Origin of the sequence: Alteromonas ulvae (genome assembly GCF_048987005.1) — a bacterium.
In the GTDB taxonomy this organism is placed as follows: domain Bacteria; phylum Pseudomonadota; class Gammaproteobacteria; order Enterobacterales; family Alteromonadaceae; genus Alteromonas.
In genome coordinates this window covers 2,748,215-2,763,099 of sequence record NZ_CP185261.1, presented here as the reverse complement: position 1 = coordinate 2,763,099, position 14,885 = coordinate 2,748,215, and the positions used below count along the sequence as shown (strand labels likewise).

Genomic DNA, 14,885 nt, shown 5'->3' with positions numbered 1-14,885 from the left:
CTTACTTGTAGGCCATTCTGACGGTAAATTTATTTTGTGCAAGTATGCACTTTTTAGTAGGGTAGTACCCAAAATGATACTAATGATATGTGTTGGGGAGTGCAGCGTGGCACAAGTATTAAAAACAGATGGTGCTGGTTTGAGCGAGCACAAAATTGAAAAAGAAAGCGAGTGTGAAAACAATCAAGAAACGCCTCAATACATCTGCGGTGTTGCTGTCTCGCTCGAGATTATCGGTGGTAAGTGGAAAGGTGTAATTTTATGGCACCTATGCCACAAAACACTTCGATTCAGCCAGTTAAGACGCCGATTGCAAGGGGTAACACAAAAAATGCTCACCCAGCAGTTGCGAGAACTAGAGCGAGATAAACTTGTAAATCGTAAGGTGTATGCCGAAGTGCCACCGCGCGTAGAGTATTCGTTAACGGAGCTCGGGCGAACATTAGAGCCCACGTTGCGTCAGTTATGTGATTGGGGAAAGCAGTACAACGACGAGTATCGCTAAGCGCCAGTGTTTCGCAAGTAATTAATTTAGTGGTATAAATGACACAGTAAGAGGCCTTAGTGCGATGCAACAATTAGGCCCTCAAATTAAAGCAAGGCCCGAAACAGAAGTTTCGAGCCTTTTATATTTACGGGAGCCGTCGTGTCTATGCCGTAATTAACTTAGCAGCTCACCAATTTTTAGCGTAGACGCCTTTTCTGCGTCTTTTAAATAGATAGTGGCATCCAGTGTATTAAAGTCGATTTCAAGACGCGCACTATCGCCTTGATTGTCCCAGTTCAAAGCAAGCTGCTTATCTTGATACGACACAGAAAAATCACCATTGAAAGCGTTGCTGTGATTTCTTAATCTAATGAGCTCAAACATCCCCTTAACAACCGGCTTTTCAACCGCTTTCTCTACCATTTTAGTAGACAGGTACGGGCGGTTAATATCCCGACCTACATTAGTTTTAGCCAGAAGCTCCATGTCGTTATCGGCGGCGAGTAAACCGCCATAATACACTTGTGGAGTACCTGGGCTAAAGAATTGGATGGCTCGGGCTAAAAGATAGCTAAAATCGTTTTTACCCAGTGCATCGTAATAGGTACAGTTGACTTGATACAAATCCACATTATTCGCTGCAGCACCTGTGGCTTTTCTCGACTCGCCGTTTGAGTTTGCATGTATGTGTTCAACAAGCGCGTTTATCGCCTCGTTCTCAAGGAGTCCAGGCTTATCACCATTTGCACCAACATCAACAATGCCAATACCATCGTGGGTATCTAACACGGTAAAACAGTTACGTGGAGAAATAGATAACCAGTGGGCTAGGGCACTGGCATCTTGGGTAAACAGGGTATGCAACACCAACGGTGGCAATGCGAAGTCATACACGCTGTCGCAGCGCTCTGCAATTTCAATTTGTGTTTGATAGTGGCTGTGAATTTCGACAAGACATTGCATGTTCATAGAGCGCGCGCGCGTGCTTAATTCTTCAATAAACGCAAAAGTCTCTTCAAGCATAAAGCAATTAGTGCCTGCTCGTTTAATGGCATAACCGGCAGCATCGAGGCGGATGAGGTCCACATTACTCTCTGTAAACGAAGTAAGAATGGACGATAAGTAGTCTTTGCCAAGATCAGACTCAACGTCTATATCAATTTGATTTGAGGTGAATGTAGTCCAAAAAGGCACCGTTTCATTGCCAGCAATATCATAATTACTAAAAAACGGCGTTGGGCGAGGCCTAAACACCTGTGCAATTTGTGCATCAGTTTCGGCGTCGTCTTTGCTGGTGAAAACATCTTGTTTGGTCAAAAACAGCGGCCAATATTTTGAGTCTCTACCGTGCTGTAGTACATCACGAAACTGCTGACTTTGTGCTGACATATGATTAACAATAAGGTCTGCCATAATATCTACAGATTCACCCATTTTCTTCACATGGCCCCAGTCGCCTAAGCGCTTATCGACACTGGTGTGGTCTATAGGATCGAATCCCGCATCTTCACCATCGTAAGGATAATAAAATGGTAATAAGTGCACACCTTTGAATAGATTTGCCAGTGCACCATTTAAAAGGCTATTAAGGCTTTCGATACTGCCATCGCCCAATCTATCTGCATAAGTAATTAACTGAACGCCGTTGCTTATAGACATTGAAATTCTCCGAGAATACGGTTGTGACGATAAGCGAAAAAATGCGCTTCGGTATTAGTTGGATACCAAGAGGCGACAACCGTTATATTAAAGTCACTTTTAATAAGATAGAGGTTCGGCTTAATCATCGTTTATGCAAAAGTGGACGCTCTCATCCTACAACATTCGAACTTTGCAATTAACTTAATCGATTAAGTTAATATAACAATCGTGGCTCAATTTGTAAATGAGATGTTTATTTGTACAATGCGAGGCTCGGTAGAAAAGAATAGGCATATGATGAATCCGTCACTGTATATGCAGGCACGATACGATGATCGCAAAGCATTATGCTCCAATGATTGAGCAATTTGTTGTTACCAAATACGTTAAATCGTGTCAGTTATCGTTTCCACTGCTGTCACTCTGCTTCACTTCAACAATATTTTTTCTTTGTTTCAGCAGGTTTATTTCATTTTGAGAAGCGACAAGAAAGGCATCAAAATCCTTGATAATTTCGGGGTGAGACATGGTCGAGAGGGCATAGGTATATTGGAAAATTGGCGCCTCAGTCGATTCAACAAAATCATCTGTATTGTAGCCCAGTTCCTTTGCATAATGATGTACAACGCTAATGTTAACATCTAGCCCGTCAACCATACCTTTTACAAGCATTTGGATCAAAACACGTATTGAGCTTTTGAACGTAAATTGTGTTTTACCCGATTTGATTCGTTCTTCCCAGTGAAAGGCGGGCATGAAACCGTGTAGTGATCCAAGAAATTTCAAATTTGACACCGGAGTGGATTGATTTTTCTTTAACACGACTGTGTGTGAAGGCAGTTGAAGAATATCGGCACTGAACACAAGTTTATCGTTATTTGTATTCCAGATAGGATTGTCAGGGAGTCGAAAGTCGATGCTCTCTTGCCTATACCACTCTTCAAATCGAGTGATGGGGAGGTGAATGTATTCAAACTTTACGCCACGCTGCTTTGCAAATAGCTCCATCACACCGATTAAAAAACCCGTTTTATTGCGTTCTTCCTTTGTTGTGAACATAGGGTAATATTCTATGTCCTCAATACCTACGCGATAGATGTGCTCTTCACTCGCTAATACGGAAGCGCTTAAACCCTCTATCAACAAAAGGCAACAAAGAAGATATTTTATTAGATTTGTCATTAGCCTTGATAAACCACGCTATAGCGTCATCACTAAAGTTGTTTTAATTGGTTAGTAAGTATATAGCTAGGAATTAGATATCGCGCCTTTTTATTGCGACTTTGTGGTTTCTTGCATTTGTTCAATTCTCTTTACTTTGTCTTTCCACTCGTCCAGTTTCTCAAAATAGGCATCCCAAACACAGGGGCAGCAAGAACCTCCGCCACAGCAGTCATCTTTAAGTGGCTTATCTGGCTCTGGGGGTAAGTCGTGTCTAATGGTGTCACTCATACAGTTTTAACAATAGTCGCTTTTGTCGATTATGTCGTGCTAAGAGAAGTAATTCAAATTTAAGCTGTTCGCGACGAATGTATATAGAAAAAGTGGCAGCACAGGGGTAAGCAAGCAGTGGCACACATGCTTGCTTGTTAAATTATTCTTTTAAAAGGTATTGCCTTAATGGTGGTGCTCTCCTTCAAGTGCACGGCCGTGCTGATCGTAGAAGCCGCTTGCACCAGCTTCAATGAAGCCTTGGGTTACCATTTTGGTGAGAAATGGATCGGTATGATCATCTCCAATATCAGCGTAATCAGTTGACTGGTAATCAACGCGTTCTGCGAAAAAGGTGCTTACGTCTGCTTCATAATCTGCGTTGGTTAGGGTCCAAGTTCGATGCATATTGCCTTGCTCAATATCAAAACGTTCTATCAATCGTTGTTGTGGTAGCCAAACTAATGAAAAAGAGCCTGTCGCCGTTTTAAGCTTATAAGTGTCTTTTTGATTGCAGTGTTTACCTTCAGAGCTTACTAGCGTCATAGTATCGATAAACGTGTTGCTAATAAGCTGGTAACGATAAGAGAAGTCAGTCTCTTTTTTGCCATGAATCGTTTCACCCGGCTGATATTCGATAGCGCGCTGGTGGCCGTCAAAGTAGCGAACGGGCTTGATCAGTTTATTGCGAACCAGAGTGTAAACTTCAGTAATTTGGGTAGATGGATATTGGTGTGCCACCTTATTGTCCATTCGCCACAGCGACAGATTGCTCTCTCGTATACTATTGCTTTCGCGTACGCGGTTATGCACATCGCCACCCAAGTCGATATGTTGAGTACTTTTAATTGTATAGTCCGCTTTAACCTGTTTACCGTTTTCTTCGCACATTGCACCAGTGTCATCGACATTTACCGCGTGTACAGTAGCGGTAAGGCTAAAAGCAGTGAGAAGAATGAGTAACTTTTTCATTTTCGCTCCAATTTCGCTCAGATAACGAGAGGAGCAAGTGGCTCATCTCGTACATGTAAATGGAAATACAAATGGCCTTAGCTGGTAAGCTAAGGCCATGTTTTCAATTTATTTTCTATTGATTAAACATTACTTAAATATTGCCTAAAAATTACTTCGGCAATACTTATTCCATTGCACTTTCTGCTTGCGACACATAGTCACCTGCAAAGTCCATGACATGGAAGATAATACTTTGCTCATTAGTCCCATTCACCAAGAATGCACCTGGGCCTTTAGCATAAATACCAACGTCTTCACCCGAGTGTGTTTCTGAGCCGAGTGGCACTAACGCTTCTTGGTGATAACCAGGTGTTGTGGTGTCTATGTCGGTGATATCTTTACGACCGGTGTCTGGACCAGCAAGGTACGATGCATCTGAGTTAGTCACATCACCTAAGTTTCTGAAGCCAAGACCATTGGTATATCCAAGCGTGGTGTAAGGCGTACCGTCTGCGGCAGTTGCTGCCTCATCAGAGCCTACATTGACTACTTTTCCAAGAATAGGGTTACCGCGTTTCGGGTATCCCGCAATGGTGAATACGTGGCCGTGGTCAGCGGTAACAATGATTAGTGTATCTTCATCATTAGTGAGCTCGTCTGCCACAGCGACTGCTTCAGCAAATGCAATAGTATCGTGCAACGCACCGTAGGCGTTTCCCGCGTGGTGAGCGTGGTCAATACGACCCGATTCAACCATCAAGAAGAAACCTTTATCGTTGTTATCGAGTACTTTAATGGCCGCGCTGGTCATTTCAGCAACCGATGGCTCACCCGCAATATCATTACCGCGGTCAGCTTCATATTGCATATGCGATTCGTTAAATAGTGCGAATACACGCTCGGTAGTTTCTGTGTCTAAACCATTAAAACCTGTTTGGTCAAAAACGTAGACGCCACTGGTGTAAAGTTCCTGCCATTCTGCCGTTAAGTCGCGACCATCTGTACGATCGCCCTCGATGCTGCTTGCAGCATCAGGGCTATTAAACGCAGCGTCTCGCGGCAAGAAGTGACGACGACCACCGCCCATAACTACTTCAATACCGTCAACGTCTAAACCGTCAAATTTAGCTTCAAGGTTGGCCTCAAATTTTACCAACTGATCGGCAATATCGGTACAGCCTGCCGTTACTGCTGCTTCAGGCATGTCTGAAATGTCTTCCCAGTTGCGATCGGCCGATTTAGCATAGGTAGCAGCAGGTGTGGCATGAGTAATACGAGCTGTAGAAATGATGCCCGTAGATTTCCCTGCTATTTCAGCAAGTTCTAGCGCTGTTACAAGTTCATTACCCGCCACAGTACTGCAATCACCGCGCTCGATATCTTCATCAACGCCAACAACGCCCACGTCGGTTTTGATCCCACTCATCATTGCAGTCATTGTGCCCGCAGAATCGGGTGTTTGCGCATCAACGTTATAGGTTTTTGATAAACCAGAGAACGGGAACGCATCGAAGCTCAATTGATTCTCTTCACCACTCAAACCTTTCATTTGGCCGTCGAGAATACGTGCTGCGGTAACGGTTGAAATACCCATGCCGTCGCCAACGAAAAGAATCACGTTTTTCGCTGTGCCGCGAAGGCGCTCAACCATGGCGTTAAGCTCTGCTTGGGAGTTAGCGGTTGCAACACTGACGTTAGAAGATGAAGCAGCACTACCAGAGGTGGCATTCATCCATACGCGTTTGTTGTTCTCAACTTCTGCCTGCCCATCAACAAACCAGTCGTTATTTAAGCTAGTAAGAATTTCGCTGCTACCTACAGAGTCGACCCCTGGCACACAAACAAAGCTTGTCGATGTGATTTCAGCGTCTGCTAATGTGCCATCGCTGTCACTGTCTAAACCAGAGTCGATGCGAACACCGCTATTAGGGCAGTTAGTATTGCCCACAGCTAATTCGGTTTGTACAGTAAGGCTGTTAACGCCATTACTTCCGTCAGCACCCGCGGCGCCATCAACACCATCTTGGCCATCGTCGCCTTCTAGAGAACACGCAGATAAACCTGCGATAGCTACTGCAATTAAGCTTAATTTAAATACATTCATCTTTTTATCTCCACTTATTCGTTAACAAGGCCAAGGGCTTGATTAATTAAGTGGAAAACAACATTTTGTTCTACCACACCTTGCGCAAGTTGGCTTCCAGGACCTGTTGCATGTAATGAAATGTCTTCACCTGAATGCGTTTCAGAGCCCAATGGAATGAGTGCTTCTTGGTGAAACCCTGGAGTTGTTGTGTCGATATTAGTTAAATCTACACGGCCAGCGGCGATATCTAACGCGTAGGTGGCGTCTGAATTTGTTTCATCGCCCAAGTCGCGGAAACCAAGACCATTGGTGTAGCCTAACGTAGTGTAAGGTGTGCCGTCTGATGCTGTCGCAGGCTCTTCTGAGCCCACATTCACAACTTTGCCTAAGATAGGGTTACCGCGTTTAGGGTAGCCTGCAATAGTAAACACGTGGCCGTGGTCGGCAGTAACAAGAATAAGCGTTTCTTCTGGGTTGGTATTTTCAACGGCTGTCATTACTGCTTGCTCAAAAGCAAGGGTATCGGTCAGCGCGCCTGCGGCGTTGCCAGCATGGTGAGCGTGGTCAATTCGACCAGATTCAACCATCAAGAAAAAGCCATTGTCGTTGTTATCAAGAATATTAATAGCGGCTTCTGTCATTTCTGATATTGAAGGTTCGCCTGCAATGTCGTTATCGCGATCTGCTTCATACTGCATGTGCGATTCGTTAAATAACCCAAATACGCGTTCTGTTGATTCAGTATCGATAGCGTCAAAGCCAGCTTGGTCGAATACATAGACACCGTTTTCGTACTTTTCTTTCCATTCGGCAGTGAGGTCGCGTTCGTCCGTTCGGTCGCCTTCGACATCGCTTTGTGCATCAGGACTGTTAAAGGCCTCATCACGGGGCAAGAAATGTCGGCGTCCGCCGCCCATTGCTACCTCAATACCGTCAATGTCTACGCCTGTGTAACGGCCCTCTACATAAGATTCGAAATTTACAAGCTGGTCAGCAATATCCACACAACCGGCTGTTACAGCCGCCTCGGGCATATCTGAATTGTCTTCCCAGTTACGATCGGCTGATTTGGCATAGGTAGCTGCTGGCGTAGCGTGAGTAATACGTGCAGTAGAAATAATACCCGTAGATAGGCCTTTAATTTCAGCAAGCTCTAGTGCGGTAATGACTTCGTTACCTGCTACGGTAGAGCAGTCACCCCGTTCAATGTCTTCGTCAACACCAATCACGCCTACGTCTGTTTTAAGGCCTGACATCATCGCTGTCATGGTGCCAGCAGAATCTGGAGTCTGTGCATCTACGTTGTATGTCTTCACAAGCGCAGTATGGGGAAAAGATTCAAAGCTTAAGTAGCCTTCTTCACCAGGGTTGCCAGCTAATTGCCCTTTGTGAATACGAGCAGAGGTAAGGGTAGAAATACCCATACCGTCACCTACAAAAAGAATAACGTTTTTGGCTTTAAATTTATTATTCGTTGCTAGTTTCTCAGTCAATTTTGATTGCGCATCAGTGTACCAAGCGCTATTGGTTTGATGCTCTGGCAATACTGCAGCCTGTAGCCCAGCGGATACCGCCATTGCTACTGCTGTGCATGCTACTTTCCAGTTACGATTCATGATTTTTTCCTAAAACGTGTTATTAAAATCGGTTGTGGGTAGGCGTGTTGTAAAGCAAATAGCTATTTTCCATTGTGCCTTTGCTTAAACGCAGGCTGGAGATTAGGCAGGATTAGTGACATTTATTTGACAGATATATTGCTAAACTGTCACAACTGTCACATTACTTTAATAGAAAGTGAGCATTAAGAAAGGAAATTGAAAAATTCCATTTATTTATTAATCGTTTGCGAGAATGAGCAAAAAAAAATGATTAACAAAAATTTACTTCAGAACGTGGACTGACCAGTTTGTAAGTGTCAGATAAACTTACATAAAATTGTGATGTTGTAACATAACTTCGCTGGGGGTAACCTTCAAAACGCTGCCTTGATCATACCAATCACCAAGCACTATTCGCGTTGCGGGTTTGCCGTTAGCATGGAGTGAATGGATCTTAGGACGGTGCGTGTGCCCGTGGATCATACGCTGCACCCCCCATTTTTCGAGTGCAACAACCACTTCAGAGGGGGTTACATCCATAATTTCTGGCTTAAGATTTTGTTGATTTGCTTTGCTTCGGGCTCGTCCATTGCGAGCGACTCTGCGTCTATACCACAAGGGAAGGGCAAGCATGAGTCTTGGCCACCACCAACCGCGAGATTTTTTGCGAAACTTTTGGTACGCCACATCTTTTGTGCAAAGTTCATCGCCATGGGTAAGCAATGTTGGTGTGCCGTACAGGTCGACAACTTCCTGTTCTTTCAATAGGTTCATGCCCGCTTTGTTTAGCCAGTTGTGCCTAATCGCAAAATCCCGATTGCCGTGAATAAAGTAAATAGGGCAATGCTGACTTACTTGCTTGAACGCTTTTGCTACTTCCGTATTAAATGGGTTTACGTCATCATCGCCAATCCATACTTCAAAGAGATCGCCCAACACATAAAGCGCATCTGCATGTATAGCTTCTTCTTCTAAAAAGCGCAGCAAGCAGTCGGTAATATCAGGTCTATCGGCGCTAAGGTGAAGGTCGGCAATAAAGTAAGTGAATGGCATAGTGTGTCTTTTTCAGATTAAACAGGCCGCACCTAAAAGATGCGGCATTAGCATTATTTGTAAAGCGGAACTGCTCATAAAGTGAAGAAATTAATAAAGCAGCGTTCTTGATATAGCAGTTTTGTCTGAGCGCTAATCTAAGCGCTCAACAAACCGCTAATTGACGAGCTTATACCACAATCGCTTTTTCAATAATTACCGGCTCTACGGGCACATCTTGGTGATAGCCGTTGTTGCCTGTTTTCACCGCTTTGATCTTTTCTACCACATCCATGCCTTCAGTTACTTTACCGAACGCACAATATCCCCAACCGTTAGCACTCTCGCTAGTGTGGTTTAGGAAGTCGTTATTGTTAACGTTAATGAAAAACTGTGATGTAGCAGAGTGTGGGTCTTGCGTACGCGCCATAGCAATGGTACCGACTTCGTTTGCCACACCATTGTTAGCTTCGTTTTCAATAGGAGCCTTAGTATCTTTTTGCTCCATGTCTTCTGTAAAACCGCCACCTTGTACCATAAAGTTATTGATTACACGGTGAAAAATAGTGTTATCAAAAAAACCGTCTTGAACGTAAGAAAGAAAGTTTGCAACGGTATTAGGCGCCTTGTCTTCGAAAAGCTCTAGCGTGATATCACCAAAATTTGTTTTTAACGTAACCATTGAAGATGTCCTATATATTGACTGTAAAAAAAGTGCGCTAATGGTAGCGCAAAAGCGTTGTTTGGGGAAATAGCGACGCATAATTAAGCGGTTATAAATGGTTTCTACTCAATTAGGTGAGGTTTGGCTTTTTATGCCAGCGAAATAGGGGGTAAAAGCCTTACCATTATTTTTATACAGTGCTAAACTTTGCGCCCAAAATTGATATACAGGAAGACTCTTTATGCTACATCTTTACAATACCCGAACCCGTGAGAAGGCGAAATTTGTGCCGCTTGAAGAAGGGAAAGTGGGTCTGTATGTATGTGGTATTACTGTATACGACCTCAGTCACATGGGGCATGCCCGTACCTATTTGAGTTTTGACGTATTAGTGCGCTATCTTCGCCACCTTGGCCTCGATGTAAAATACGTGCGTAACATCACCGATATTGACGATAAAATTATTCATCGCGCAAACGAAAATAATGAGAGCTTTGAAGCGCTAACCAAGCGCACTATCAGCATGATGCACGAAGACTTTGCGGCCATTAACCTGCTTGAGCCTGATGTTGAGCCTACGGTGAGTGGTCATATGCCCGAAATTATCGACATCATTGAACGCTTAGTTGAAAAAGGCTACGCCTATCAAGCACAAAGCGGCGACGTGCTATTTGATGTGAGTAAATATGAAGATTACGGCAAGCTAAGTAAACAAGATTTAGACCAGCTAAAAGCCGGTGCGCGAGTAGAAGTTGCCCAAGGCAAAGACGATCCACTCGATTTCGTATTATGGAAAACCACCAAGCCCGGCGAGCCAGCGTGGCCATCACCGTGGGGCGAAGGTCGACCTGGTTGGCATATAGAATGCTCGGCAATGAACTATAAGCATTTAGGTGCACATTTTGATATTCATGGAGGTGGTTCAGATTTAACCTTTCCTCACCATGAGAACGAAATTGCTCAATCTTGCTGCGCTCATGATAGCGAGTATGTAAATGTGTGGATGCATACAGGAATGGTGCAGGTTGATGACGAGAAAATGTCAAAGTCTCTCGGCAACTTTTTTACTCTTCGCGATGTGTTAAAAGAGCATGACTCAGAAACCTTACGTTTCTTTTTAATGTCTGCTCATTACCGCAGCCAGCTGAGCTATTCGCAAGATAACATTACCCAAGCCAAAGCAGCGCTAGAGCGCTTATATACAGCGCTACGTGGTATTGAGATTGATGAAGCCGCCGAGCTAACTCACGGTGGCTATTTAGCGCGCTTTGAAGCAGCTATGAGTGACGACCTTAATGTGCCAGAAGCGTTTTCAGTGCTCTTTGATGTGGCTCGGGAAATTAACCGCAAAAAAGATGACTCTGCCGAAGCGAGCAAGTTAGCGTTTGTGTTAAAGCGTCTTGGCGCTATTTTGGGTATGCTGCAAAGTGACCCAGATACGTATTTAAAAGGCGGTAACGATAACGATGATGAAGCGGCTGAAATTGAAGCACTGATTAAACAACGCAACGACGCCAGAGCCTCAAAAGACTGGGCTGCTGCCGATGCAGCGCGCGATGCGTTAACGGCAATGGGCGTAGTGCTAGAAGATGGTGCGGGTGAAACAACTTGGCGTAGAAATTAGTGTGATTACCCATTAGTCAGTTTGTAGTGTGCTCAACGCATGATAAGGGGTACACGAATTTAAGTATGAAAGCCTGCTATTTAGCAGGTTTTTTTGTTCGTTTTCGGTGAGTATCGCCTAGCGTTCCTTAAGACAGCCTTAAGTTTTGGGTGTTATACTTTAAAAAAAAGCAGTAAACAGAGCACTATGCGAATTCTCCTTGTTGAAGATGATAAGCCTTTGTCTGACGCCCTATCACACTCTCTTCGTGCAGCTAATCATGCTGTTGATTGCGTTTTTCGTGGCAAAGATGCCCTTAACGCAGTGCTTGATGATCAAACCGACTTAATTGTCCTAGATTTAGGCCTACCCGATATGGACGGGCTAGACGTGCTAAAGTCTATTCGCCAAAGAAATAAGTCTATGCCTGTCATCATTCTAACTGCCAGAGATAAAATCACTGATAAAATATTAGGTCTAGACGCGGGGGCCGACGATTATCTGCCAAAGCCCTTTGAAATGGACGAACTGCTTGCTCGTTTGAGAGTTATTGAGCGCAGGCAGGGGACAGCCGCCACGTCGCTTGTCTCTGTAGGGCGAGTGTCTCTCAACACGCAAACATTAGAACTTTCTGTTGGCGACGCCTTGGTTGCCCTTCCACGGCGCGAGTTAATGTTGTTGAAAGCGCTGATGGAAAACGCAGGGCGTATTCAGTCTAAGCAAAAACTCGAGTCGCGTTTGTATGAATGGGGTGAAGAAGTGGCAAGTAACACCATTGAGGTTCACATTCATCATCTGCGTAAAAAATTACCTGATAAGTTTATTAAAACCATTCGCGGCGTTGGCTATTCAATACCGCAGGTAGAGAACAAATAATTGAGATCGATTAGGCGATTCCTCACTCTTATACTGGTGAGTTCATTGATACTCATCATCTTTAATGCGGCTATACATGGATACCGCTCGGCCATGTCTGTGTCTGCATCCTTGATGGATAATGAATTAAAAAGTGTATTGCACGCGTTAGCGTTAAGTGAAGGAAAATCAACAAGCGAATTAAAAGCGAATGAACTTGCTTTTCAAATATGGCGAGGAGAAAAGCTTGTTTCACACAGCGGCCTTTCGGAGCGTTTACCCATTGCCCGTTTTAATGATGGATTCTCAGACCAGAATTTTAGCGGGCAACGATGGCGAGTTTTTAAGCAACCTATTGATGGCGAGCTTACTATCATAGTTGCTCAGCCTCTGCACCATCGCGTGTTGTTAACGGAGTCGTTAACGATATCAGCAATCACGCCATTTCTTTACGCAGTGCCACTACTCGCTATTGTTATACTATTGGTTGTTACTCGGGGTCTATCGCCGTTAAAAGTATTATCAAATAAACTGTCAGTTAGAAAAGGGAAGGATTTGTCTCCGGTGACGCTCTCGTCAATTCCCACAGAGATGATGCCGGTAATGAATACGCTGAACACCATGTTTGCAAGGCTTAACAGTGCGTTTGAGCGAGAACAACAGTTTGCATCCAATGCAGCACATGAATTAAGAACGCCATTAAGTGTGATGAAGATAAACCTTCACAACCTTGCTGAGTCGATGACAGAGAAAAAAGACGCCTTACAAAATATTCAAAAAGATACGGACAGAATGATTCACGTTGTTAACCAGATATTGCTGCTCAGTCGCACCAGTCCTGAGTTATTTAAGATGCAGCTCGGCAGAGTAGATGTTGTTGCCATAGCTCAGAGAGTTATTACCGACCTGTACAGCAAAATTGATGATAAACAACAAGAAATAGGCCTTGAGGGTGAAGCTGCTATTTTAATGAGTACGGAATTTACGCTGTACACGCTATTACAGAACCTCATTGCGAATGCCTGCGCATACTCACCTAGCGAGGCGGTCATCAAGGTATCGGTTTCACAAAATGAAAAAAACACTGTGATATGTGTAGATGATTCAGGGCCGGGTATTGACGCATCAGAGCGAGAAAATGTCTTGAAGCGTTTTTATCGTGACCAACATCAAGACAAGTACAAATCTACAGGTAGTGGACTGGGGCTTGCTATCGTGGGGCAGATTGTGACCATGCACAAGGGCAGGATAGAATTAGACACCGCGCCAATAGGGGGCTTACGGGTTAAAGTAACGCTACCGAATCTGAGTGATGTTGAATGACGTCTTTTTCAAGGTGTTTGGTGCTACTTTCTTGGTTTCTACTGAATGTACTGGTGTGCTGCAATGCAAAGGCCGCGCTGCCTGAAGCGGTTATTGAGATTCGAAATCATCTTTTTATTCCTCAAATCGTTACTGTGCCTGAAGGGCAAAAAGTACGCTTAGTGTTTATTAATCATGATAGTACACCAGAAGAAATTGACAGCTTTGATTTGAATCGAGAGAAAGTGATTTTTGGTCAAAGTCGAGGGGTTATCTTTATTGGCCCATTACCCGCTGGTGAGTATGGTTTTTTTGGTGAGTACCATCCTAACTCTGCAGTAGGCAAAGTGATAGTCACCAACGGTGCTGACAGCGCTATTGACGGTACTAGCGAGGGGAAGGCCCATGATTAACTCTGTTATTTTGTTTATTCGCGACACCTTACCCATATTTTTGCTAGTGAGTTTGCTGTTAGGTCAGTCCGGGATACGACTGCTTCATCTAGGTGGAGGGATCTTTGTTGGACTTTTGTTTGCCTGCGGTTGGTATGTCAATCTTTCTTCGCTGGCAACAATAGCAGACGGTGCTGGGCTTGAACTTATTAAAGTCGCTCTACTGCTTTTTGAATTGATGATGGTGTGCTTTTTTGCCAGAGATGTAGTGGCCCAACATCGAAGAGCAAATTTGTGGGCAGTATTTCTCGTGGTGGCCATTACCTCAGCCAATGCCATTCACTTTCTCATTTATTCGGTTGCTTATTGGTCGAATGAGCAAACAGATATGAGCCTGATAATGGGCAGCATCATTGGGCTAGGTATTAGTTTGAGTTTGAGCTTACTGCTTCACGCGATGGTTAGTTCAATTAGATACTCACTACCTAAGCTGATTATTCTGTGCGTGTTTTGTGCCGGGCAGTTTGCCGGCATTGTCACTCTATTAGAACAAATCGACTATCTCGATGTGTCTGCAAGACTTTGGAATTCCTCAACATGGGTGACAGATGGAAGCGAGTACGGTCATTTGCTCAATGTTTTGTTTGGCTATGAGGCGACACCCAGTGGTGCTTATTTGACCGCTTATTTGGTTGCGTTTTTTCTGCCTATTTTATCTGCGTTTGTGTTTCGTAAAAACACAGGTAGGGAAAAATACGAGGCACCATCACTATGAAAAAAATTATTGAAAGTGCTATTCGATTTGCGATGAGTTGTGCAATGAACAAATCCGTTAAATAT

General features: G+C 44.0%; 14 protein-coding genes. 6 read left to right on the top strand and 8 right to left on the bottom strand.

Going from position 1 to position 14,885, the window contains the following annotated elements:
• Nucleotides 1-154 precede the first annotated feature (154 nt).
• Nucleotides 155-505: a winged helix-turn-helix transcriptional regulator gene (locus ACOJR9_RS12085; protein ID WP_420936122.1), complete on the top strand. Its 351-nt coding sequence runs from the start codon at nucleotides 155-157 to the stop codon at nucleotides 503-505.
• Between the two features lie 156 nt (nucleotides 506-661).
• Here ACOJR9_RS12085 and gtfA read toward each other — a convergent pair whose 3' ends face one another.
• From gtfA to ACOJR9_RS12045, 8 genes are all read right to left on the bottom strand, one after another.
• Nucleotides 662-2,146, bottom strand: a complete 1,485-nt coding sequence (gtfA, locus tag ACOJR9_RS12080; RefSeq protein WP_420933213.1) for a sucrose phosphorylase — start codon at nucleotides 2,144-2,146, stop codon at nucleotides 662-664.
• Between the two features lie 378 nt (nucleotides 2,147-2,524).
• Nucleotides 2,525-3,310: a hypothetical protein gene (locus ACOJR9_RS12075; protein WP_420933212.1), complete on the bottom strand. Its 786-nt coding sequence runs from the start codon at nucleotides 3,308-3,310 to the stop codon at nucleotides 2,525-2,527.
• A gap of 90 nt (nucleotides 3,311-3,400) precedes the next feature.
• Entirely contained in the window at nucleotides 3,401-3,580 is a 180-nt protein-coding gene (locus tag ACOJR9_RS12070) for an oxidoreductase-like domain-containing protein (RefSeq protein ID WP_420933211.1), read from the bottom strand.
• Between the two features lie 165 nt (nucleotides 3,581-3,745).
• Nucleotides 3,746-4,531 (bottom strand): hypothetical protein, encoded by a 786-nt coding sequence (locus ACOJR9_RS12065; RefSeq protein WP_420933210.1) that lies wholly within the window; start codon nucleotides 4,529-4,531, stop codon nucleotides 3,746-3,748.
• 166 nt (nucleotides 4,532-4,697) lie between these two features.
• Entirely contained in the window at nucleotides 4,698-6,617 is a 1,920-nt protein-coding gene (locus ACOJR9_RS12060) for an alkaline phosphatase (RefSeq protein WP_420933209.1), read from the bottom strand.
• Between the two features lie 14 nt (nucleotides 6,618-6,631).
• Nucleotides 6,632-8,215: an alkaline phosphatase gene (locus tag ACOJR9_RS12055; protein ID WP_420933208.1), complete on the bottom strand. Its 1,584-nt coding sequence runs from the start codon at nucleotides 8,213-8,215 to the stop codon at nucleotides 6,632-6,634.
• 309 nt (nucleotides 8,216-8,524) lie between these two features.
• The gene (gene lpxH, locus ACOJR9_RS12050; protein WP_420933207.1) at nucleotides 8,525-9,250 is read right to left on the bottom strand and encodes a UDP-2,3-diacylglucosamine diphosphatase; all 726 of its coding nucleotides are present in this window, start codon (nucleotides 9,248-9,250) and stop codon (nucleotides 8,525-8,527) included.
• Nucleotides 9,251-9,419: 169 nt separating this feature from the next.
• Nucleotides 9,420-9,911 carry a peptidylprolyl isomerase gene (locus ACOJR9_RS12045; RefSeq protein ID WP_420933206.1) on the bottom strand — a complete coding sequence of 164 codons (492 nt, stop codon included), beginning with the start codon at nucleotides 9,909-9,911 and terminating at the stop codon, nucleotides 9,420-9,422.
• A 223-nt stretch (nucleotides 9,912-10,134) separates the two neighbouring features.
• Between ACOJR9_RS12045 and cysS the strand changes: the two genes are divergently transcribed.
• The 5 genes from cysS to ACOJR9_RS12020 all read left to right on the top strand — a co-directional run bounded on the left by cysS (nucleotide 10,135) and on the right by ACOJR9_RS12020 (nucleotide 14,820).
• Nucleotides 10,135-11,517, top strand: coding sequence for a cysteine--tRNA ligase (gene cysS / locus ACOJR9_RS12040; protein WP_420933205.1), 1,383 nt, complete (start codon nucleotides 10,135-10,137; stop codon nucleotides 11,515-11,517).
• Between the two features lie 186 nt (nucleotides 11,518-11,703).
• The gene (locus tag ACOJR9_RS12035) at nucleotides 11,704-12,372 is read left to right on the top strand and encodes a response regulator (protein ID WP_420933204.1); all 669 of its coding nucleotides are present in this window, start codon (nucleotides 11,704-11,706) and stop codon (nucleotides 12,370-12,372) included.
• A gap of 36 nt (nucleotides 12,373-12,408) precedes the next feature.
• On the top strand, nucleotides 12,409-13,674 hold the full coding sequence (locus ACOJR9_RS12030; RefSeq protein WP_420936121.1) for an ATP-binding protein: 1,266 nt from the start codon (nucleotides 12,409-12,411) through the stop codon (nucleotides 13,672-13,674).
• Between the two features lie 20 nt (nucleotides 13,675-13,694).
• On the top strand, nucleotides 13,695-14,066 hold the full coding sequence (locus tag ACOJR9_RS12025) for a cupredoxin domain-containing protein (protein WP_420933203.1): 372 nt from the start codon (nucleotides 13,695-13,697) through the stop codon (nucleotides 14,064-14,066).
• Nucleotides 14,059-14,820: a hypothetical protein gene (locus tag ACOJR9_RS12020; RefSeq protein WP_420933202.1), complete on the top strand. Its 762-nt coding sequence runs from the start codon at nucleotides 14,059-14,061 to the stop codon at nucleotides 14,818-14,820. Before ACOJR9_RS12025 ends, ACOJR9_RS12020 begins: the two co-directional genes overlap by 8 nt.
• Nucleotides 14,821-14,885 lie beyond the last annotated feature (65 nt).